This window comes from Clostridium caldaquaticum, assembly GCF_023806125.1.
Lineage (GTDB): Bacteria > Bacillota > Clostridia > Clostridiales > Clostridiaceae > Clostridium_AT > Clostridium_AT caldaquaticum.
In genome coordinates, this window is record NZ_JAMSKT010000001.1 from 256,447 (window position 1) to 276,455 (window position 20,009).

Below are 20,009 nucleotides of genomic sequence, written 5' to 3' on the forward strand. Positions count from 1 at the left end.
GTTCTCTATATTATTTTAAAATGTTTCTATGTATTAAAAATTTCAAAAGTTAAAATAATTTTTTTGTAATAGTTTTCACAACTTTTAATTTCTTTTAATTTTAGGTAAAATAAATTAAGAAGTTTTAAAGTATTTTTGTACCAATCTCTGCTAAAGAAAGGCGGCTTTGTATATGAATTTTGAAAAAATATACGAGTTCCAGAATGAAATTGAAAAGCAACTGCAAAACAGAACTGACTTACAAGGTAAATCACTTATATCACAAAAACTTTTAGCTCTTCAAGTAAAAATAGGGGAACTTGCAAGTGAAACTCAATGCTTTAAGTTTTGGCTGTCAAAAAAATCTCCAATAAGGAGAAGAATCCTGGAAAAATATATAGAAGCACTTTACATTGTTTTCAGTATTGGTATTGAAAAAGGATTTCAAGAAACAGAATTTCCAGTTAAAAAATCAGACTGTGAACTAACAAACCACTTCTTAAATTTATTTATTGACATTAACGACTTTATGGTATGTTCCTCAAAAGACCATTACATTACTTTAATTGAGGATCTTTTAAGCTTAAGCTTAGATTTTGATTTTAGCGAAGACGACATATTGGGAACTTACAGTAAAGTATATACTGCATAATTTAATAAACATAACAAATCACCTTCAATATACTAATTTAAGCTTTAAATAAATTGTGGCTTTCTTGTATAAACTAAAGAAACAGTTCACAATTTTAAGCTGTATAAATTTATATTTGGAAGGTGATTATTTTTTATGATGGGAGTAATTTTCTCTATAATTGCAGGTATAGCCATGAGCCTTCAGGGAGTTTTTAATACAAGGCTTGGCGATAAAATTGGAACATATGAAACCAATGTACTTGTTCAAAGTATTGCTCTAGTACTTAGTATAATTGCATTGCTTGTAGCAGGAAATGGTGATTTTAGAAATTTAAAGGATGCAAACAAGCTTTATCTTCTTGGTGGTGCTTTAGGAGTTGTCATTACGGTGACAGTTATGCTGGGTATAAAATCTCTTGGAACAACCTGCTCTATTTCAATCATACTTGTAGCTCAATTGACTGCTGCCGCTTTAATAGATGCCTTTGGCTTGTTTGATTCTACAAAAGTTGTATTTGGAACTACTAAAATTATAGGTGTAATACTTATGATTGCAGGAATACTTATATTTAAATGCAAATGTTGATACTATACTTAATTTAAGCTGCTGAATTTTTACCTTCAGCAGCCCTTACTTTTTTATCTTAATCTTTTCCGTTTTAAAAGTAAACTGTTATAATGAAAACACTATTGAACAATGCTTTTATGTAAAATAGTACAGTCACCAACCCTCTTTTTGATAGTTTCTTTACTATCTAAATACTTAAGAGTTTGTCCATTTTTTAATTGAACTACACTATTTTCAAAATCAATCTTTTCAATAAAATTTATATTTATATATCCGATGCATTTATCACCCTTAGTACAGGGCTTTATAGTTTTTACAGGTAAAAAAAGTACTCCTTCTTTTATGTAAAGCGGTGTTATACACTTTCGACCAGTAATAGTTTGGCATAATCTTTTTATTATTACAATGTTTCTTAAATTAATAGCACAATAATCGTTTATTATCTTACTTACAGAATGATTAACATATTCATAGCCGCCTTCTTTGAAATATACTTTTGTAACTTTTCCTTTTCCCTTTAAATAACATGGTATAAATGCGCAACCTCTTTGAAGTTTACTAACATATTCATGATTCAACTTATCTCCTCCCTTGTTCGTAATTCTATTTTAATACGAATATATGTTCTCATCAACATTTTTTATTCTATATTTTACTATATATTTCGACATACATATAATTCAAAAAAATGATTTAATCCACACTTTTTATTGCACAAAGATATTTTACCCACACTATTCCACACTTGTCCACAGTTTTGTGAATTTTATACACAGATTTTGTGGATAACTTCAAATCCTTGATTTTATTAACCTCGCATTAATAGACATTTTTTTATCAACATTATCCACAGATACCTTGTTGATAAGTTGTACACTTTTTTGTGGAATACTCATTAAATACTTCCTTTCAAGCCTTCAATTTTCCTACTTTTCACCCTTTTATCATCCATATAATGTAAATTATTTCATAAAATTTAAAGCCTGCATTTAATTATATATAATGCAGGCTTTAATTCTTCTATTCTGTTATAGTTTCATTTTCAATACTTTCAGGGCTCACTTTAATTTGAAGCTCCCTAAGTAAATCCTTTTGAATATACATTATACTGAAACATAACACACTCATTATAAATAAAACTGCAGTTGAAGTAATCTTAATTAATATAAAATATGCTATCACAAAAATTGATGCGCAAGTTAAAGTTACTTTAATTTTTGAAAACATATAAAAAAAGGATACTTTTAATATATCTTTTGTTTTTAAGTAAAATCTTGATATTATCGGAAAAACATAAATCCCTGTGAAAATTACAATTAAAATCAAACCATAAAAAATCGGAATTATAAATTTTCCAAATGCATTAACTGCAAAAAATCTTATGTCTACAAACAGTATAGTTATAATCACAATTTGCAATGTCCACAAAAATAAAGACTGAAGAAAATTTATCTTATAAGCCTTAAAATAGTCTCTTGTAATATTTACATCTTTTTCTCTCACAAGCTTACCCATGGCACTTAAAAGTGCAGTATAGGCAGGTCCTATAGGCAAAGAAGATAATATAAGTAAAACAGCATATTCCATTGTAAATGTTCCATTAAACCCCAGTAATATAAATAAAAACGGTATGTTACAGACCATAAAATAAAAGTTCCCTAAAAAAAACCACATAATATAATTTGTAATAGTATAAATCGGTCCTTCTCCAAATTCTCTTTTCTTACTCATGTTTTAGCTGCCTGAAAAGGCAGAATTCACCCCCAGCTGATATTTTTAGTTAATTGAATTATAAATATTATATCATAACTTTGAAAACATTTTTAATTAATTTATTATGAACATTGTTTATTTTTACTTAAATTAAAATGTATACAAGCCTTTCGACATATTTTTTATAATACCATATAATTACTTTTTACTTTGACCTTTTATTTAGCAGGCATTACAGCTGTATTTATTAATTACTTTTAAACCTATTGTTTAAAAGTAATATTTCTTCTCTGCAATTTCCAGTAAAAATTTGTATATTTTTATAGAAATTATATTGACTTTTGAATAATATGGTAGTATATTATGTTTAGATGTAATTTAGTAAGAAATTTGCAATTTTATTAAAATTACCAAAAGATATATTGACTTTTTATGTCATATTTGTTATGATTTATTAAGTAAATTGTCGAATATTGCAAAATATAGGAGGTTATACAATGAAATCAACAGGTGTAGTAAGAAGAGTAGATGAGCTAGGAAGAATAGTTATTCCAATAGAACTTAGAAGAACTTTAGATATTGCAGAAAAAGATGCATTAGAAATTTATGTAGATGGTGAACAAATCATTCTTAAAAAATATGAACCTGCATGTATTTTCTGCGGAGATGCAAGAGATGTTGTTAACTATAAAGGTAAAAATATATGCAAAAATTGCTTAGGTGAATTAAAAGCAGAAAAATAATCAATTGCAATAAACTTACATATATAGATACACTCTATCCCCACCCACAGTTAATCTGTGGGTTTTAATTATTATTAAAGTTTCATAAATTAAAAGCTGTAGTTTTAATCTACAGCTTTTAATTTATTTTAATTTTTTATTCTTACTGCTCCATAGTAATCTTTTCCTACTCTTCTGTTAAGGTCGGAAATTTTTACCACATCACCGCTTTGAGGTGAATGTATATATGTACCATTTCCAACATATATACCTACATGATGTATTGGTCGTCCACTCCTTTTGAAAAATACCAAATCCCCTGGTTGAAGTTGATCAAATGATACTGGAGTACCTACACTAGCTTGAGCCGCCGCTGTTCTTGGAAGACTTACTCCAAATGCCCTGTATACATATTGTGTAAATCCAGAACAGTCAAAACCTGCTGGTGTTGTTCCTCCCCAACGATAAGGCGTTCCTTCAAATTTATATGCAAATGCTACAATATCGCTGCCTGAAGCATTCACTGAAACATTTGATGTTGCACCTCTTGACGGATTTACCGTAGCAACAGGCTTGCTTCTTAATGCCTGAAGCTGACTGCTTATTTCACTAATTCTCTTTTGTGATTCTGATATCTCTGCAGTATACTGTGCTTCTTGTTTTTTCAAGTCAGCAATAAGTTTAGCCTGCTCTTTTTTACTTTCATTAAGCTTGGCTAGTTTTTGCTCGTTTTCAGCCTTTAAAGCTAATAAACTTGCATTTTGATTATCTAAAGCTTGTTTCTTTTTATTTATATCTTCTTTTTTAGCTTCTAATTCTGCAATAATCTTTTTATCTGCTTCCGCTATTTTTTTAATATCTTCCACTCTTGATAAGAAGTCGCTGAAACCTTTTGCCTCTAAAAGAATACTTAAATAACCGTCTACTCCGTTTATATACATAGCTCTCATACGTTTATTAAATAAATCTTTTTCAGCTTTCATAGCCTCTTCTGCTTTTTTTATTTCTGTTTCTGCAGCTTTAATATCCTTCTGAATCTGCTCTATCTTCTTATTTGTATCGCTTATGCCTCTCATAAGTTCTTCTATATCAAAGTCCATCAATTCAATTTCCTGCTCTAAATCTTCTCTTTTATCCTGAAGACTTTTAAGTGCACTTTTATCCTTCTGAAGTTCGCTTTGTTGCTGCTTTAATTGACTATTCAGCTGACTTTCAGTAGGTGAAGCAAAAACAGGTACAGCAAAAGAAATAACCATTCCTAAAGCCACTAAAGCTGAGAGTATTCTCTTTTTCAAAAACACACCCCTCCCCCTTGGTTTAATCTTATGTATGGTTTTATTATAGAACTATTATATCATTAACAAGTAAAGTATAACAATGGAAATATATATTTTTTACCTTAAATATTGTAAAAATTCTTTATAATCCATTTATTACTATAAGCTATAAATTAAAAGATTGTTTATATACATCAGATTTAGATATATTTCTATCTTTAGCAACCTTTTTAATAGCCTCCTTCTTATCAAATCCTTCTTTCATATATTTTTTAATATGTTCCTCAATAGAAAGCTGTTCCCACTTAGCCTTTTCCTCAAGCTTAATTTCTTCTTCTTTTTTACCTTCAACTACGAGTACATATTCTCCTCTAGGTGAGAGTTCAGTATAGTGTTTTACAGCCTCCTCTAAAGTTAGTCTAAGTATTTCTTCATGTATTTTAGTAAGCTCTCTGCATATAGATATGTTTCTATTCCCTAAGTTCTCCAATAAAAATTCCAACGTGCTTAGAAGTCTGTGAGGAGCCTCATAAAAAATTAAAGTTTCAGTTCTGTTTTTAAGTTCATCAATTATAATTTTTCTTTCCTTATTTTCCCGAGGAAGAAAGCCTCTGAATAAAAACTTAGTAGTATCTAAACCTGAATTTACTAGAGCAGTAGTAATAGCTGTAGCACCGGGAAGTACTTCAAAATTTATTCCCTCTTCTATACATTTTGAAACAATAATACTTCCTGGATCTGAAATACCAGGGGTTCCCGCATCAGTAACAATAGCTATGTTAATGCCTTCTTTTAATTTCTTTATAATATCTTCGCTTCTTCCTTGTTCATTATGCTGATGGTAGCTTATAAGAGCTTTTTTAATTTCATAGTGTTTTAAAAGCTTAAGACTTTGTCTTGTATCCTCTGCAGCAATTAAATCTACCGAATTTAAAACTTCTAAAGCTCTTAGTGTTATATCTTTTAAGTTTCCTATGGGTGTAGGAACTAAATACAACTTTCCATACATACTAACTCTCCTTTATTCTTCCATAAATTCTTTCAATTTCTTCTGTATATCCACCTTCATCATTATAAACATACAGCGGCGGCTCCCATTTTAAAAAGGCACCTCCATCTCTTTGTCCCTCAATAAGTACAATATTAGGAGCCTTTTTTGTATTTGGGTGCACCATTCTTATTACCTTTGGTTCAATTCTATGCTTTCTCATAAGACACAAAATATCTGCCAGCCTCTCTGGTCTGTGAACCATATACATTCTTCCATTATCCTTAAGAATTACTCTGCAGGCTATTATAACATCTTCAAGAGTGCAGCATATTTCATGTCTTGCTATAGCATTTTTATCATTTGGGTTTATAATTCCTGAATTTTGAAGCTTATAAGGAGGATTAACTGTAACCACCTCTGCCTTAGGAAAACTCTTTAAAAGCTCTAAGTTCCTTAAATCACCATTTATAAATTCTATCCTTTTCTCCAGCTTATTATATTTAATCGAGCGATTTGCCATCTCAACCATTTCTTCTTGAATTTCCACACCGCTGATAAATGAAGCTTCTGTTTTTCCTGCTAATATAAAAGGAATAATTCCTGTTCCGCTGCAAAGATCAATAACCCTCATTCCTCTTTTTATCTTTGCAAAATTTGCAAGAAGCACTGCATCTACTCCGAATCTAAAGGCTTCCTTCTTCTGTATTACAAAAATACCATCAAGTTGAAGATCATCTAGAGTTTCATCCTCTTTTAAAAATTCCATAAAACCACTCTCTTTTTCTATTGTTTTTTATATTTTACATTTTACCTTTATTATATCCAATATAATACATATACTCAAACTTAAAAAAGTTAATATGGTTCAATTCTTTAAATCTGTTGACAAAAACAAAAAGGAACTTTAACTTTACTTGTTTTAGTTCCTTTCCAAATGAAAATACTTTATATTATTCTTCTTGTCCAGAAAATCCCTTCCAATCACTGCAGCATGAAGCATCCGTAGTTTTTAAATCATAAAACCCCTCTTCACAACCGCATTTCCCCTCACACTCCATAGCCTCAATAAACTTAAACTCTATCTGCCTTTTTCCCTTCCAGTAAAGACAAGTTGCACATGTTTTATCGTATTTTCCATAAATCGACATAATTACCCCCCCTGCAGTACATTATATGCAGGTTTTTTTGTTATATTACAAAAATATTCTTTGTAAATTACCAAATTGTTTTTAGAATAGTTGCACAATTTAATATTGTATGGTAATATTATATACAAAGAAGTAATATATCTATTATTGTAAACGATGACATAAATCTTAATTTTTATTATAAATTAATTAGTTTCATAGTATATAAAATTGAAAGGAGGTAGATTTTATGTTTTATTTACCACAAGGCTATATCGATATCCTGAATCATGAATTAAGACACAGCAATACAAAAAAACTCCGATTAATTACAAAATCTAATGATATTATATTTACACAGCATGGCATAAATAAATATAATTCTCAAAAGTTTCTAAGTAGAATCGCCGAAAAAGTGTTACACGATTTAAACAGCAAAAACTTTGCTTGCAAAAAATTACAGTTTAACAGAAGTGCACTTAAATTTTCACCAACAAAACAAACTCGAAACAGCAATAACTATAATGAATATTTTATAAAATTTAAGATTTATCCATATGAAAATACAGCTTATATAGTAATTGATGAACTTAATATAATAGCAGCTTTTAATAATGAACTGACAATTTTAAAGAAAGACTCTATTTTAAATAAAAAATCAATCCTAGAAGAAAGTCAATCAATGCTTCTTACGCTGCCAGAGCACTATATTCAAATTCCACTAAAAAACTGGAATAACTATAATGCCTTTAAAGATGACATATTTAATTCAATCTATGATGACATATTTTCTCTTATGATTAAAGAGTTAAGAAAACTTAATCTTACAAAATGGAATATAAATCTAGGAAGTACAAACCTGGATATAGAAAATATAGTTAACGATAATATAATGTTATTATCAGCATAATAATAAAAATATCACTCCCTATTACCTAGGGAGTGATATTTTTATTTAAGCTTATATTCTAAAATTACATCCGTTCCTGCTTTAACCTTTGCACCAATATTTCCATATATATCCTTTAGTGTTTCCAGGTTTGTAAATAAAACTAAAGTTATAAGAGAATAACCCTCTGATATTATGTATTCTCTGTTTATTTTAATAACAGCATCACCAGCTTTAACATTTGCTCCTTCTCTCACTAATCTTTCAAAACCTTTTCCTTCAAGTGCTACCGTATCTAACCCTATATGAACTAATACTTCTGCATCATTATTTAAAACAATACCAAAACCATGGTTTGTTCCAAAAATCACGCTAAGTTTTCCATCTGCTGGTGCAACAATAATGTCTCCAGTAGAATCAATAGCAATACCATCTCCTACAAGCTTACCTGCAAAAACCGGATCTGGAACTTCTGTAAGATCTATAACTTTTCCATCTACCGGAGCAACTAACTTGTAGTTCTTTCTAAAAAACTCTAGCATATAATACCTCCTTCCTTTAATACCTTATATATTCAAATAACCATCTGTTTAAATCAAATAAAAAGGCATGAGTAGTATACTCACGCCCACCATATAGTAAAATTTACCTTAATATTATATAATATTATATGATTTATGTCTATACTTTAGTTTAAAAATATTTATCTGAAAACTACTTTTTTATTTTCAAATCTATCTATTATAGCCAAGGATTCTAATTGAACTCCCTGTTTCTCAATAATATTTCTTCCATCTTGGAAACCTTTCTCTATAACAATTCCAACTCCTACTACTTCAGCAGCAGCCTGTCTTACCACATTAATAAGTCCAAGAGCCGCTTGCCCGTTTGCAAGAAAATCATCTATTATTAGTACTTTATCCCCAGGCTGTATATAATTTTTATTTACTTTTATTATGCAAGTTTGTTTTTTAGTATATGAATGCACCTCTGCTTCATAAGCTTCACCTGAAAAATTGCCTCCTAAAGTTTTTTTAGCAAATACTACTGGTGCAAAATTAAAATATTGTGAAGTAATCACTGCAATTCCAATACCTGAAGCCTCTATAGTAAGGATCTTCGTAACTTCCTTATTATCAAATCTCCTTTTAAACTCTTTTCCTATCTCATTAAATAGTTTTATATCCATTTGATGATTAATAAACGAATCTACTTTAAGAATATTTGACTGTAATACTTGCCCTTCTTTTAAGATTTTATCTATTAAGATTTGCATAAGAAATTCTCCTTTAACGTAAAAAATTCCCAGCCAGATAAACTCTGTCCAGGAACATATAATTTAAACTAATGCTTTTGCATTTTTCATAACAAAAACAAATTATATAAAGCACTATATAAATTATATATTCGTAGTCAGGCAGTTTACGGCCTCCTGGTAGAAACGCTCAGCCCATATTGCTTAGCATATACGAATAAATTTAAATATTTATATAAAAAGACTACCCTATGGCAGTCTTTTTACGCAAATTAAGCTTGTTCAGGTGCACCTACTGGGCAAACATTAGCGCAGTTTCCGCAATCAATACAGCTGTCTGCATCAATTACAAATATATCCCCTTCACTTATACAGCTTACTGGACATTCAGCAGCACATGCTCCACAGCTAATGCAAGCATCTGAAATTTTGTATGCCATAATACACTCCTCCTACTATTTTATTTATAGTATATTAATACTATAATTTTGACAATAGATTGTCCCTCTTCATTTTACCACTTTTTTTAGTATTTTCAAACATTTTTTATTAGATTATAGTATATCCTAAGTCTTCAAGGCATTGTATTATATCATCTTCCTTTAAAAAGTATGTATCATAAACTATACTTACTTCTTGCTTTTCTTTAGAAATTTGGCAGGCTATAACCCCCTCATTATTAGATATAGCCTCCCTTATTTTATTAACATCTGATAAGGTACGCATATTAGCAACTTTTATTACTGACTTCATAAACGTTCACCTTTGTATTCCTTTAGTTTTCTTTAAACAGCTCATCAATCTCTTTTACATCAGCATCTGAATCCTGAATTTCAATTTCGATTTCATCTTCATCTATTATTCCTTCAAAGCCTCCAGAGACTAAAGCAATCTTATCAATTTTATATTCTCTTATTAATTCTTCTCCATCTTTTGTTTTTATTTTAACCTTAACAAGTTCTCTAACAGCACTATTTGAAATAACTTCACCTATACCATCCTCTGTATCAACAATAGAACCTATTCTTGGAAGTTTTTTTCTTATATCCTCATAAGTTTCCTGTTCATAGTTTAAGCAGCACATAAGTCTTCCGCATATGCCAGAAATCTTAGTTGGATTTAATGATAGATTTTGCTCCTTTGCCATCTTTATAGATACTGGCACAAAATCTCCTAAAAAGCTTGAGCAGCAAAGAGGTCTTCCACAAGGTCCAAGACCTCCTACCATTTTAGATTCATCCCGAACCCCTATCTGACGCAGTTCTATTCTAGTTCTAAAAACAGTGGCTAAATCCTTTACAAGCTCTCTGAAATCTATTCTTCCATCAGCAGTAAAATAAAATATAACCTTATTATTATCAAAAGTATATTCTACATCTATAAGCTTCATTACCAACTTATGCTCTTGAATTTTTTCTAAACATATGTTAAAAGCTTCTTTCTCCTTAATCTTATTTTCCTTATGCTGTTTTTCATCCTCTTCACTTGCTTTTCTTATTACAGATTTAAGAGGTGAAACTACTTCTTCTTCCTTTATAAACTTTGGCCCTGTAACACATTCTCCAAATTCTATACCTCTTGCTGTCTCTACTATAACATTATCACCTTTTTGAACCTCTACTGTACTAGGGTCAAAATAATATATTTTACCCGCTTTTTTAAAACGGATACCTACAACTTTTATCATAAATGCCTCCTAAATATGGATAACAACACGTCTAATAATTATGTATCTAAAAACTTAAACAGCATGCTGCTAAAAGTAAGCGAAGTATTTACGTTCCTTTCAAGCCTCTGCCTAGTTTCATTTACCACTTCTATAATATCATTTAATCTATTAAAAGAAAACATAGAAGCTGCATCTTTTATATTATCAATTTTATCCAGATTCATTATCAAAACTTCACTTCCCGTTTCTTTATACACCATTATATCTCTAATGTAAGATAAAATCCAGGTTAGTACTTCCTGCCAATCACCTTTATACTTTATAAAAAATTCTTCATACTTTAAAAATTCTCTAGGCTTTTTATTATTTATGTCCATAAGAATACTTAGGGTTTTATCTCTTATTTCTTTAAAAGCCTTATCTTCAATAAATTTTTCCGCTCTTCCTGGTATGCAATCGCTAAAGGCAATAATAGATTTAACTTCCTTACTTGAAAGATTAGGATATCTTTTATTTAAAAAACTATGCATTTCATTAAAATTAAGTCTTTGTAATTTATGAATCTGACATCTTGATTTTATAGTTTCTAATATTCCCTCAAGCTTTTCAGAAAGCAAAATAATAAAAACTCCCTTAGGCGGTTCTTCAATAGTTTTTAGAAAAGCATTTTGAGCTTCTGTAGTCATCTTATTTGCCTCATATATTATTATAACCTTTTTATCTCCCTCATAAGGCTTTTTATTAATTTCATCTATTATACTTTCAACCACATCTTTAATACCTATAGATTGCTTATTATGAGGAACTCTAAATTCTTTAATATCTGCATACTCTTTATCTATATCCTTACCAAGCAGCTTTAAGGCAATACCTTTAGCAATCAAACTTTTTCCTATACCATCTTCACCTACAATAAGATGGGCATGAGAAAACATGCCCATAGCTATAGATTTATTAACTTGTTTTATTATATTTTCATGACCAATTATTTCATCAAGCTTCAACTTTACCGCCTACTTTAATTTAATATAAGCATAAAATATCTAATTTCAAAGCTTAAACTTATAGTTTAGCAAGATATTATATTGAATATATATAATTTATCATATTTTTATAAATTTATCTACATCTACAACAAAGATTGTAGCTCCACCTACTTCAACCTCTACTGGATATGGTACATATACTCCTGTAGAACCAGCTACCGGTGAAGGTGATGTTACTATTTGATTTCTAGTTTTACAAACTTCTTCTATTATGCCTAATACTGTATCTACCTTTTCTTTCTCCACACCTATCATCAATGTAGTATTTCCAGATTTTAAAAATCCACCAGTAGTGGCAAGCTTTGTAACTCTGTATCCTCCATCAGTTAAAACCTCTATAAGCTCACCAGCATCATCATCTTGAACTATAGCGATAATAAGTTTCATATAGTATCCCTCCTTATTGTTTATAGTAAATTATAATTATAATAAATTTACATCTTTTTCTAAATTTATGCAACATAAATTTAGTAGAAAATCTGTATTATCATTAATTTTTTATAATAAATTTTCTATCAACTGTAAAATGTCTTTATGTACTTCCTCAATTGGTTTATTTGCATCAACAACTTTTATATAATCTGCTGACTTTGCTAAGTTCATATAGCCTTCATAAACCTTTCTATGAAACTCGCTTCCGCTATTTTCTAGTCTATCAAAAGATTTTTGTTTTGCTTTTCTTCTAAGTCCTTCTTCAAAGGGAATAGTAAGCATAAAGGTTATATCTGCCTTAAGACCATCTGTTGCAGCTTCATTAATGCTTCTTATTCTGTCTTCTCCAAGATTTCTTCCTATACCCTGATATACTATGGAAGATTCAACAAATCTATCGCAAATAACTATTTTCCCACTTTCTATAGCAGGTTTAATAACTTCTTGAACAAGCTGTGCTCTGGCTGAAGCATATAAAAGCGCTTCACACATTGGTGACATTTCGCTATTTTTATTGTCTAATATTATATCTCTAATTTTTTCACTTATCTTAGTACCTCCAGGTTCTCTTGTATAAATAACTTCAAACCCTTTATTATTTAAATACTCCTTTAACATAGATATTTGAGTAGTTTTACCCGAGCCATCTGGACCTTCGAAGGTTATGAGTAATCCTTTGTTCATTTTATTCCTCCATCACAGTTATTTTGTGCTCTTCTATTCCAAGTACTGTTATACCATTTTGCAAGTAATATCTTATCATATCTATTACTTCAGAATCTATAATTTCTCCTATATTTAAAAGCGGTACACCTGGAGGATAAGGCACTACCTGTTTTCCACACACTTTCCCTTCTGCCTCATTTAAATTCACAGTATATTTATGTTTCTCCAGAGCCTGCCACGGCAAAAACTTTGTTTTTGGTATATAAATATTTTTTAAATTAACTGTTTTATCTTTTATATTTTCTGGGTTGCACTTTTCTAACGCTTCATAAAGACACTTAAAATCCTCTTCACTGTTAAAAGGTGAAAATATAAGTACTACGTTTGATAAATCACTCATCTCACACTGTATTTTATTACTCTTTAAATAATCTAAAAGCTTAATCCCACTATATCCTTTTTTTACATTTATTACAAAACGACTTAAATCAAGCATATAAAATTTTTTCTGTAATATACTCACTTCATTTTTTATATCCTCTTCATTTAATACATGAAGCCATGTAAATTTATTCAATTTCTTTCTATACCTGTTTGCTCTTTCAAGGAGAACCTCATAAGCATAAGCACCATACTCTTCTAAATAATATCTGCCATAATCCATAGAGCACATAAGCATATAAGAGGGACTTGTACTTAAAAAACTGCTCACATAAAAATCAACCTTTTCTATATCTATATTAGCTCCAACATGGAGATAAGCAGTCTGAGTAAGGCTAGGCAAGGTTTTGTGAGAACTCATAACCACCATATCAGCCCCAAGCTTTAATGCACTTTCTGGCAGACTTTTATGAACTCCAAAATGAGCACCATGAGCTGAATCTACTAATACCAGCATATTGTATTTTTTAGCTTCAGAAATAATAAACTCTAAATCAGTGCATATTCCATAATAATTAGGATATGTAATTATTATTCCTTTTGCATCTCTATTTTCACAGATTATACGTAAAAAATGCTCCATATCTATAGACATTGGAGCATTGTATTTACTGCTTATTTTATTTCTTATATATACAGGCTCAAGCTTTCTCATTATTATTGCATTAAAAATGGATCTATGGCAATTTCTCTCAACTATGACCTTATCACCTTCCTTAAAACATGAAAATATCATAGCCAGATTGCCGCTGGTACTTCCATTAACTAAAAAGTAAGATTTTTTACTGCCGTAAAATTCACTTAAAAGTTGCAGACTTTCCTTTATTATACCTTCAGGCTTGTGAAGATTATCCACTCCATCTACTTCTGTTATATCAGCCTTTAGAAAATTTTTATATAAATCTTTACCGATTTCTGTGCTTAAAAATCCTGATCCACCTTTATGTCCAGGCATAGAAAAGGACACATTATTTTCTTTAATGTATTTAATAATTCCTTCTACAAGTGGTAATTTTGGCAAGTAACTTCCTCTCCTCGTAACATAAATTGAACGATGTTCTTCTTTATACAATCTTTATAATACTCATAAAAATCTGTATTAATATCAGAATTTACAAGTCTTTCCTCACAGCATTTGCAAATTCTCTTTCCATTAATTATTATACCACTATTTAGAGGCTTTCTGCATACAATACAAACTTGTTTTTTCATATTTTCCCCCTTGAAAATTTATATGTTTTAATTTTTGCCTCTTTTACTATATTTTATTCAATTTCTTGTCCAGTTTTATTTTGTCCACTTAAATTTTTATATTTTACTCAAATATATTATGTATTTTAAGGAAACAATATTATATATGATTTAAGAAATATGGAGGATATACATATGAAACAGAAAATAATAAGCTATCTTCACACTATAAAAGAGGATTTATTTAATCTTTCCAAGTATTTATATGAAAATCCAGAAGAAAGTTTTTACGAATATAAGTCTTGTAATTATTTAATAAATATGTTGAAGAATAATAATTTTAAAGTTACAGAAAATTATCTTCAAATACCTACTGCCTTCTACGCTGAGTACGGAAGCGGTCACCCAAAAATATGCTATATCTGTGAATATGATGCTGCTACAAAAGAAGGACATATTACAGGTCATAACCTTATTTCAGCCATGTCTATAGGTGCTTCACTTTCATTAGCTAAAGTGTTGCAGAATTTCAAAAGCGGAACAATAATTGTACTAGGATGTCCTGGTGAATTTATAAGCGGAGCAAAAGTAACAATGACAAAGCAAGGTACTTTTGAAGATATAGATGTAGTGCTCATGGCTCATCCTGATGTAGAAAATGCTGAAACAGGAACTTCTATGGCAGTACTTCCAGTAAAAATTAAATATATAAGTAAAGAAGCAATTTTTAACTCAAAAGAAGGTGTATACTCATCTTTAGATGCATGTACTTTTATATTTAATTCTCTAAGCTTTTTAAAAAATGGATTTGAAAAAGATTGTACTATAGATGGAATTATTATTGAAAATGGTAATTCACCTTGTCTTCTTTCAAAGGAATCAACTTTAAAGTTTTATATTAGAACACCTAAAATGTTTCAAGCCTGTGATATTGAAAAAAAGGTTAAAGAACTTGCAAAGACTGTAAGCAGCTTGATGAATTTAGAATATGAAATATCTATACCAGAACTTCCTTATGATGAATTAATTCCAAATAAATCTCTTTCCAGAATATTTGCTCATAACTTAAAAGAAGTGGGCATAATAGATACTGTACAGCCTAAAAATACCTTTGCTGGTTTGAGTCTTGGAACTGTAAGTCATGTAGTTCCTTGTATACATCCTTATATTTCTATAGTTGAAGATAAATCTATAAAATATTCTACTACTGAATTTGCTTCAGCTACAATTTCAAACTTTGCTTTAGATAAAGTTTTAAAAACTGCTTCCGCTCTTGCTATAACTGGTCTTGATTTATTAGAAAAGGAAGAACTTCTTCAAGAAGTTAAGGTTGAATTTTATGAAAATATTAAAAAACACAAGAATAAGCCTTGTAAAGAACTATAAAATATAGACAATACCCTTATATAAGGTATAATATTATTAAGAATGAAGAGTTTCTTCATTCTTAATTTATTATTAGGGAGGATTTATTATGATTACAATATACAAACATTTAGATGAATCAGGCAGCCCTCTTCAAAAACTGGATGCTGTTGAACCAGGTTGCTGGATAAATATAGTTGCACCTTCCGATCAAGAACTTTTATTAGTTTCCAAAAAAACAGGAGTCCCTATAGAATTTTTAAGAGCAGCCCTGGATGAGGAAGAAACTTCTCGTATAGACTTTGAAGATAATAATATGCTTTTTGTTGTAGATATCCCCTTTACTGAAATGGAGGCTAATTCTTTAACTTATGATACTTATCCTCTTGCAATTATACATACTGAAAAAGAAATAATAACTGTATGTTTAAAAAATAGTAAAATACTTAATGATTTTATTGAAGGAAAAGTTAAATCTTTCTTTACTTTCAAACGCTCAAGATTTATACTTCAAATTCTTTATAAAATTTCAACTTATTATTTAATATATTTAAGACAAATTGATAAAAAAAGCTTAATGATCGAAAGAAGACTTCATAAGTCAATGAGAAACAAAGAGCTTATCCAGCTTTTATCCTTAGAAAAATCCCTTGTTTATTTCTCAACTTCATTAAAATCTAATGAAATAACTCTAGAAAAGATGCTTAAGCTTGATATAATGCAAAAATATCCTGAAGATACTGATGTTCTTGAAGATGTAATAATTGAAAACAAACAGGCCATCGAAATGGCAAACATTTATAGTAATATTTTAAGTGGAACAATGGATGCTTTTGCTTCAATTATTTCAAACAATTTAAATATTGTAATGAAATTTTTAGCTTCTATAACAATAGTTATGTCCATACCTACTATAATGAGTGGTTTATTTGGTATGAACGTTAATGTACCATGGAATGAAAGTGTTACCCCTTTTGGTTTCTGGTATGTTCTTGCATTAACTACTATTATTTGTTTAATAGTAATAGTTATTCTAAAGAAAAAAGATTTATTTTAAACTAGTTCAACTAGTTGATAACTTAAGAATACTAAATATTATATACTTTTACTATTTTAAGGGTGAAAATTTAATTTCCACCCTTAAATTTATATATTGCTTAATGCATTTTCTAAATCTGCAATTAAATCATCAGCATTTTCTATTCCAATAGAAACTCTTATAAGCTCTGGAGTTACTCCTGCTTCAAGCTGCTCCTTTTCTGTAAGCTGCTGATGTGTAGTTGATGCAGGATGTATAACTAAAGACTTAGCATCTCCAACATTTGCAAGATGTGAGAATAACTCTAAACCTGCAATAAGCTTTTTACCTGCTTCATAACCGCCTTTAACTCCAAAAGTGAATATTGCTCCGGCTCCCTTTGGAAGATACTTTTTAGCTAATTCTCTATATTTGCTGTTTTCAAGCTCTGGATAGCTTACCCATTCTACTTTAGGATGATTTTTTAAAAATTCTATAATCTTTCGTGTATTTTCTACATGTCTTTCTATTCTTAAAGAAAGTGTTTCAAGACCGAGCAAAATTAAGAAAGCATTAAATGGAGATATACATGCTCCTGTATCTCTAAGCAATGTAAGTCTAAGCTTTGAGATATAAGCTGCAGGACCTAATACGTTATAATAAGAAAGTCCATGATAACTTGGATCTGGCTCAACAAGCTTTGGAAATCTTCCATTATTCCAATTAAACTTTCCTGAATCTACAATTACTCCTCCAATTGCAGTACCATGTCCTCCTATAAACTTTGTTGCAGAGTGAATTACAATGTCTACTCCAAAATCAAAAGGTCTGCAAAGGTATGGTGTTGCAAAAGTATTGTCTACAATTACTGGAACACCGTTTTCATGAGCAATTTCTACTACCTTTTCAATGTCAATTATGTTTATTCCTGGGTTTCCTATAGTTTCTATAAAAACAGCCTTTGTCTTTTCGTTTATAGCACTTCTAAAGTTTTCCGCATTATCCGGATTAACAAGTCTTACATTTATTCCATAGTTTTTAAGTGTATGAGAAAACAGAGTATGTGTTCCGCCATAAAGCGTGCTGGCTGCAACTATTTCATCACCTGCAGATGCAATATTTAGTATTGAATAAGTTATTGCTGCCATTCCTGAAGAAACTGCTAATGCACCAATACCGCCTTCAAGTGCTGCAATTCTTTTTTCTAGTACATCTGTTGTTGGGTTCATCATTCTTGTGTAAATGTTACCAGACTGCTGAAGGCCAAATAACGCCGCAGCATGTTCAGGTGAATCAAATACATAAGATGTAGTTTGATAAATTGGAACTGCTCTTGATTTTGTGGTTGGGTCTATTTCCTGTCCTGCATGAATTTGTAATGTCTCAAATTTAAAATTTTTACTCATGATATTTGCCCCCTGTTTATTTATTTTTGTTATTGTATATATTCTCAATAAAATAAAAAATCTTCTTGCAGATAAAACTACAAGAAGATTAATCTTCATAGTATTCTTATCTGCCAGGTTTATACCTGCTGGAATTGGCACCGCTAAACTATATGTTCCGGTTGCCAAGGCTTCTTCGGGCCAGTCCCTCCACCTTTCTTGATAAGCTCTTTATTAAGTTGATATGATATTATCATGATTTTTTTTCCATGTCAATATTAATTTTAAAAAAATACTCGAGCTATTTTTACTCTTTTTATTATCTTGACACCAATTATATTTCATTGACAAATCATTTATCTGTTGCTACAATATTTTTTAATACATATTTTTCTTTATTAATTTAAATTAGTGAATATAGATATTTTAATATTATTCATTTTAAAATATAATTTTTATGATTAAGGGGGCTTAAAATGTTCATAAAAGATATGTTTTTAAAAAGAAAACCTGTAATTTCTTTTGAAATTTTTCCACCTAAAAAAGATTATCCTATAGAAACTATATATGATACAGTTGAAGCATTAAAAGATTTGCGGCCGGACTTCATAAGTGTAACCTATGGTGCTGGTGGAAGTAATAGGGATAGAACTTTAGAAATAGCGTCTATAATTAAAAATAAATATGGTATTGAAGCTCTAGCTCACCTTACTTGTATAGCTTCTACAAAAAATGAAATAGAAAATATTTTAATGAATTTTAAAAAACACAATATCTCAAACATACTTGCTCTTCGCGGAGATATACCAAATGATCCAAATTTTGAATTTCCTAATCCTCTTCATTATGAGTATGCAAAAGATTTAATAAACCATATTAGAGAATTCAAAGATTTCAGCGTAGCTGCTGCTGCATATCCTGAAGGTCATATTGAGTGCAGTAATTTAGAATTAGATATTCAAAGATTAAAAGATAAGGTAAATGCAGGTGCAGATTTTCTAATTACACAATTATTTTTTGACAATGAACTTTTCTATAATTTCAAAGAAAAAGTTGTGGCAAAAAATATAACTATACCAATATCTGCTGGGATAATGCCTGTTCTCAATAAAAATCAGATAGAACGTATTATTTCATTATGCGGTACTAAACTTCCTAAAAAATTTGTTAGAATTATGGAGAAATATGAACACAATCCGGAAGCTTTAAAAGAAGCTGGGATAGCTTATGCTACAGAACAGATTATTGATCTTTTATCCTGGGGTGTGGATGGAATACATCTTTATACTATGAATCGTCCTCAAACTACACGAAGAATTATAGATAACATTTCAACTATTCGAGATATATTAAAACAAGAAGAAAAGTTATCTATTTAGATATAGCTATTTTTTTATTAAACCATATTAAATTTTTTATAGTAGACTTATGAAATAATTAATAAATAAGCCGTAAAGATTAAGAATATAATCTTTACGGCTCATTTATTTTGCATTTTCATTTAAAACTAAAAATATAAACACTAAACTTTAAGCTTAGTGTTTCAATAACTACCTGGCAACGACCTACTCTTCCACAGAGCCTCCCCTGCAGTACCATCGGCACTGTGAAGCTTAACCATCGTGTTCGGAATGGGAACGGG

Annotated in this window: 24 protein-coding genes, 1 rRNA gene and 2 riboswitches; of the genes, 7 read left to right on the forward strand and 18 right to left on the reverse strand. The window is 29.8% G+C overall.

Going from position 1 to position 20,009, the window contains the following annotated elements:
- Positions 1-172: 172 nt before the first annotated feature.
- Positions 173-631 (forward strand): dUTP diphosphatase, encoded by a 459-nt coding sequence (locus tag M2651_RS01215; protein ID WP_252130499.1) that lies wholly within the window; start codon positions 173-175, stop codon positions 629-631.
- Positions 632-766: 135 nt separating this feature from the next.
- A complete protein-coding gene (locus M2651_RS01220; RefSeq protein ID WP_252130500.1) occupies positions 767-1,198 on the forward strand; it encodes a DMT family transporter in 432 nt (143 codons plus the stop codon).
- Between the two features lie 101 nt (positions 1,199-1,299).
- Here the strand turns inward: M2651_RS01220 and M2651_RS01225 are convergent, their stop codons facing one another.
- Together M2651_RS01225 and M2651_RS01230 are read right to left on the reverse strand one after the other, a co-directional pair.
- Positions 1,300-1,758, reverse strand: coding sequence for a competence protein ComK (locus M2651_RS01225; protein WP_252130501.1), 459 nt, complete (start codon positions 1,756-1,758; stop codon positions 1,300-1,302).
- A 442-nt stretch (positions 1,759-2,200) separates the two neighbouring features.
- On the reverse strand, positions 2,201-2,911 hold the full coding sequence (locus M2651_RS01230) for a YesL family protein (protein ID WP_252130502.1): 711 nt from the start codon (positions 2,909-2,911) through the stop codon (positions 2,201-2,203).
- Positions 2,912-3,390: 479 nt separating this feature from the next.
- Between M2651_RS01230 and M2651_RS01235 the strand changes: the two genes are divergently transcribed.
- The gene (locus M2651_RS01235; RefSeq protein WP_252130503.1) at positions 3,391-3,636 is read left to right on the forward strand and encodes an AbrB/MazE/SpoVT family DNA-binding domain-containing protein; all 246 of its coding nucleotides are present in this window, start codon (positions 3,391-3,393) and stop codon (positions 3,634-3,636) included.
- 128 nt (positions 3,637-3,764) lie between these two features.
- Here the strand turns inward: M2651_RS01235 and M2651_RS01240 are convergent, their stop codons facing one another.
- The 4 genes from M2651_RS01240 to M2651_RS01255 form a co-directional block, all read right to left on the reverse strand.
- Positions 3,765-4,910, reverse strand: coding sequence for a C40 family peptidase (locus M2651_RS01240; protein ID WP_252130504.1), 1,146 nt, complete (start codon positions 4,908-4,910; stop codon positions 3,765-3,767).
- Between the two features lie 148 nt (positions 4,911-5,058).
- Positions 5,059-5,901 carry a 16S rRNA (cytidine(1402)-2'-O)-methyltransferase gene (gene rsmI / locus M2651_RS01245; RefSeq protein ID WP_252130505.1) on the reverse strand — a complete coding sequence of 281 codons (843 nt, stop codon included), beginning with the start codon at positions 5,899-5,901 and terminating at the stop codon, positions 5,059-5,061.
- A gap of 1 nt (position 5,902) precedes the next feature.
- Entirely contained in the window at positions 5,903-6,649 is a 747-nt protein-coding gene (locus M2651_RS01250) for a tRNA1(Val) (adenine(37)-N6)-methyltransferase (protein WP_252130506.1), read from the reverse strand.
- Between the two features lie 184 nt (positions 6,650-6,833).
- On the reverse strand, positions 6,834-7,031 hold the full coding sequence (locus tag M2651_RS01255) for a hypothetical protein (RefSeq protein WP_252130507.1): 198 nt from the start codon (positions 7,029-7,031) through the stop codon (positions 6,834-6,836).
- A gap of 229 nt (positions 7,032-7,260) precedes the next feature.
- Here M2651_RS01255 and M2651_RS01260 point away from each other — a divergent pair, with 229 nt between their 5' ends.
- On the forward strand, positions 7,261-7,920 hold the full coding sequence (locus M2651_RS01260) for a hypothetical protein (RefSeq protein ID WP_252130508.1): 660 nt from the start codon (positions 7,261-7,263) through the stop codon (positions 7,918-7,920).
- Positions 7,921-7,961: 41 nt separating this feature from the next.
- Here M2651_RS01260 and M2651_RS01265 read toward each other — a convergent pair whose 3' ends face one another.
- The 10 genes from M2651_RS01265 to M2651_RS01310 all read right to left on the reverse strand — a co-directional run bounded on the left by M2651_RS01265 (position 7,962) and on the right by M2651_RS01310 (position 14,620).
- A complete protein-coding gene (locus M2651_RS01265; protein WP_252130509.1) occupies positions 7,962-8,441 on the reverse strand; it encodes a PTS sugar transporter subunit IIA in 480 nt (159 codons plus the stop codon).
- Positions 8,442-8,602: 161 nt separating this feature from the next.
- Positions 8,603-9,175 carry a xanthine phosphoribosyltransferase gene (locus tag M2651_RS01270; RefSeq protein WP_252130510.1) on the reverse strand — a complete coding sequence of 191 codons (573 nt, stop codon included), beginning with the start codon at positions 9,173-9,175 and terminating at the stop codon, positions 8,603-8,605.
- Positions 9,176-9,289: 114 nt separating this feature from the next.
- Positions 9,290-9,391: riboswitch (purine riboswitch) on the reverse strand.
- Between the two features lie 35 nt (positions 9,392-9,426).
- The gene (gene fdxA / locus M2651_RS01275; protein ID WP_252130511.1) at positions 9,427-9,594 is read right to left on the reverse strand and encodes a 4Fe-4S ferredoxin; all 168 of its coding nucleotides are present in this window, start codon (positions 9,592-9,594) and stop codon (positions 9,427-9,429) included.
- Positions 9,595-9,703: 109 nt separating this feature from the next.
- The gene (locus M2651_RS01280) at positions 9,704-9,907 is read right to left on the reverse strand and encodes a heavy-metal-associated domain-containing protein (protein ID WP_252130512.1); all 204 of its coding nucleotides are present in this window, start codon (positions 9,905-9,907) and stop codon (positions 9,704-9,706) included.
- Positions 9,908-9,929: 22 nt separating this feature from the next.
- Positions 9,930-10,841: a PSP1 domain-containing protein gene (locus M2651_RS01285; RefSeq protein ID WP_252130513.1), complete on the reverse strand. Its 912-nt coding sequence runs from the start codon at positions 10,839-10,841 to the stop codon at positions 9,930-9,932.
- A gap of 38 nt (positions 10,842-10,879) precedes the next feature.
- On the reverse strand, positions 10,880-11,827 hold the full coding sequence (locus M2651_RS01290; protein ID WP_252130514.1) for a DNA polymerase III subunit delta': 948 nt from the start codon (positions 11,825-11,827) through the stop codon (positions 10,880-10,882).
- 99 nt (positions 11,828-11,926) lie between these two features.
- The gene (darA, locus tag M2651_RS01295) at positions 11,927-12,256 is read right to left on the reverse strand and encodes a cyclic di-AMP receptor DarA (RefSeq protein ID WP_252130515.1); all 330 of its coding nucleotides are present in this window, start codon (positions 12,254-12,256) and stop codon (positions 11,927-11,929) included.
- A gap of 111 nt (positions 12,257-12,367) precedes the next feature.
- Positions 12,368-12,985, reverse strand: coding sequence for a dTMP kinase (gene tmk, locus M2651_RS01300; protein ID WP_252130516.1), 618 nt, complete (start codon positions 12,983-12,985; stop codon positions 12,368-12,370).
- A 1-nt stretch (position 12,986) separates the two neighbouring features.
- On the reverse strand, positions 12,987-14,429 hold the full coding sequence (locus M2651_RS01305) for an aminotransferase class I/II-fold pyridoxal phosphate-dependent enzyme (protein WP_252130517.1): 1,443 nt from the start codon (positions 14,427-14,429) through the stop codon (positions 12,987-12,989).
- A complete protein-coding gene (locus M2651_RS01310; RefSeq protein WP_252130518.1) occupies positions 14,408-14,620 on the reverse strand; it encodes a sigma factor G inhibitor Gin in 213 nt (70 codons plus the stop codon). The genes M2651_RS01305 and M2651_RS01310 overlap by 22 nt, the downstream gene beginning before the upstream one ends.
- Before the next feature lie 174 nt (positions 14,621-14,794).
- On the opposite strand from M2651_RS01310, the gene M2651_RS01315 reads away from it, so the two are divergent.
- Both M2651_RS01315 and M2651_RS01320 read left to right on the forward strand, forming a co-directional pair.
- Positions 14,795-15,985: a zinc-binding metallopeptidase family protein gene (locus M2651_RS01315; RefSeq protein ID WP_252130519.1), complete on the forward strand. Its 1,191-nt coding sequence runs from the start codon at positions 14,795-14,797 to the stop codon at positions 15,983-15,985.
- Between the two features lie 88 nt (positions 15,986-16,073).
- Positions 16,074-17,021, forward strand: coding sequence for a magnesium transporter CorA family protein (locus tag M2651_RS01320; RefSeq protein ID WP_252130520.1), 948 nt, complete (start codon positions 16,074-16,076; stop codon positions 17,019-17,021).
- 89 nt (positions 17,022-17,110) lie between these two features.
- On the opposite strand, the gene M2651_RS01325 is transcribed toward M2651_RS01320, so the two are convergent.
- On the reverse strand, positions 17,111-18,388 hold the full coding sequence (locus M2651_RS01325) for an O-acetylhomoserine aminocarboxypropyltransferase/cysteine synthase family protein (protein WP_252130521.1): 1,278 nt from the start codon (positions 18,386-18,388) through the stop codon (positions 17,111-17,113).
- Between the two features lie 103 nt (positions 18,389-18,491).
- Positions 18,492-18,596: riboswitch (SAM riboswitch) on the reverse strand.
- Between the two features lie 247 nt (positions 18,597-18,843).
- On the opposite strand from M2651_RS01325, the gene metF reads away from it, so the two are divergent.
- On the forward strand, positions 18,844-19,746 hold the full coding sequence (gene metF / locus M2651_RS01330) for a methylenetetrahydrofolate reductase [NAD(P)H] (RefSeq protein ID WP_252130522.1): 903 nt from the start codon (positions 18,844-18,846) through the stop codon (positions 19,744-19,746).
- A 173-nt stretch (positions 19,747-19,919) separates the two neighbouring features.
- Here metF and rrf read toward each other — a convergent pair.
- Positions 19,920-20,009, reverse strand: a 5S ribosomal RNA gene (rrf, locus tag M2651_RS01335); the annotation flags it as partial.

What these genes read in the sequence shown, in the direction of transcription:
- M2651_RS01215 (WP_252130499.1), top strand. Translation starts at nt 173, where the DNA reads ATGAATTTTGAAAAAATATACGAGTTCCAGAATGAAATTGAAAAGCAA.
- M2651_RS01220 (WP_252130500.1), top strand. Translation starts at nt 767, where the DNA reads ATGATGGGAGTAATTTTCTCTATAATTGCAGGTATAGCCATGAGCCTT.
- M2651_RS01230 (WP_252130502.1), bottom strand. Translation starts at nt 2,911, where the DNA reads ATGAGTAAGAAAAGAGAATTTGGAGAAGGACCGATTTATACTATTACA.
- M2651_RS01235 (WP_252130503.1), top strand. Translation starts at nt 3,391, where the DNA reads ATGAAATCAACAGGTGTAGTAAGAAGAGTAGATGAGCTAGGAAGAATA.
- rsmI (WP_252130505.1), bottom strand. Translation starts at nt 5,901, where the DNA reads ATGTATGGAAAGTTGTATTTAGTTCCTACACCCATAGGAAACTTAAAA.
- M2651_RS01250 (WP_252130506.1), bottom strand. Translation starts at nt 6,649, where the DNA reads ATGGAATTTTTAAAAGAGGATGAAACTCTAGATGATCTTCAACTTGAT.
- M2651_RS01255 (WP_252130507.1), bottom strand. Translation starts at nt 7,031, where the DNA reads ATGTCGATTTATGGAAAATACGATAAAACATGTGCAACTTGTCTTTAC.
- M2651_RS01260 (WP_252130508.1), top strand. Translation starts at nt 7,261, where the DNA reads ATGTTTTATTTACCACAAGGCTATATCGATATCCTGAATCATGAATTA.
- M2651_RS01265 (WP_252130509.1), bottom strand. Translation starts at nt 8,441, where the DNA reads ATGCTAGAGTTTTTTAGAAAGAACTACAAGTTAGTTGCTCCGGTAGAT.
- M2651_RS01270 (WP_252130510.1), bottom strand. Translation starts at nt 9,175, where the DNA reads ATGCAAATCTTAATAGATAAAATCTTAAAAGAAGGGCAAGTATTACAG.
- fdxA (WP_252130511.1), bottom strand. Translation starts at nt 9,594, where the DNA reads ATGGCATACAAAATTTCAGATGCTTGCATTAGCTGTGGAGCATGTGCT.
- M2651_RS01280 (WP_252130512.1), bottom strand. Translation starts at nt 9,907, where the DNA reads ATGAAGTCAGTAATAAAAGTTGCTAATATGCGTACCTTATCAGATGTT.
- M2651_RS01285 (WP_252130513.1), bottom strand. Translation starts at nt 10,841, where the DNA reads ATGATAAAAGTTGTAGGTATCCGTTTTAAAAAAGCGGGTAAAATATAT.
- darA (WP_252130515.1), bottom strand. Translation starts at nt 12,256, where the DNA reads ATGAAACTTATTATCGCTATAGTTCAAGATGATGATGCTGGTGAGCTT.
- tmk (WP_252130516.1), bottom strand. Translation starts at nt 12,985, where the DNA reads ATGAACAAAGGATTACTCATAACCTTCGAAGGTCCAGATGGCTCGGGT.
- M2651_RS01310 (WP_252130518.1), bottom strand. Translation starts at nt 14,620, where the DNA reads ATGAAAAAACAAGTTTGTATTGTATGCAGAAAGCCTCTAAATAGTGGT.
- M2651_RS01315 (WP_252130519.1), top strand. Translation starts at nt 14,795, where the DNA reads ATGAAACAGAAAATAATAAGCTATCTTCACACTATAAAAGAGGATTTA.
- M2651_RS01320 (WP_252130520.1), top strand. Translation starts at nt 16,074, where the DNA reads ATGATTACAATATACAAACATTTAGATGAATCAGGCAGCCCTCTTCAA.
- M2651_RS01325 (WP_252130521.1), bottom strand. Translation starts at nt 18,388, where the DNA reads ATGAGTAAAAATTTTAAATTTGAGACATTACAAATTCATGCAGGACAG.
- metF (WP_252130522.1), top strand. Translation starts at nt 18,844, where the DNA reads ATGTTCATAAAAGATATGTTTTTAAAAAGAAAACCTGTAATTTCTTTT.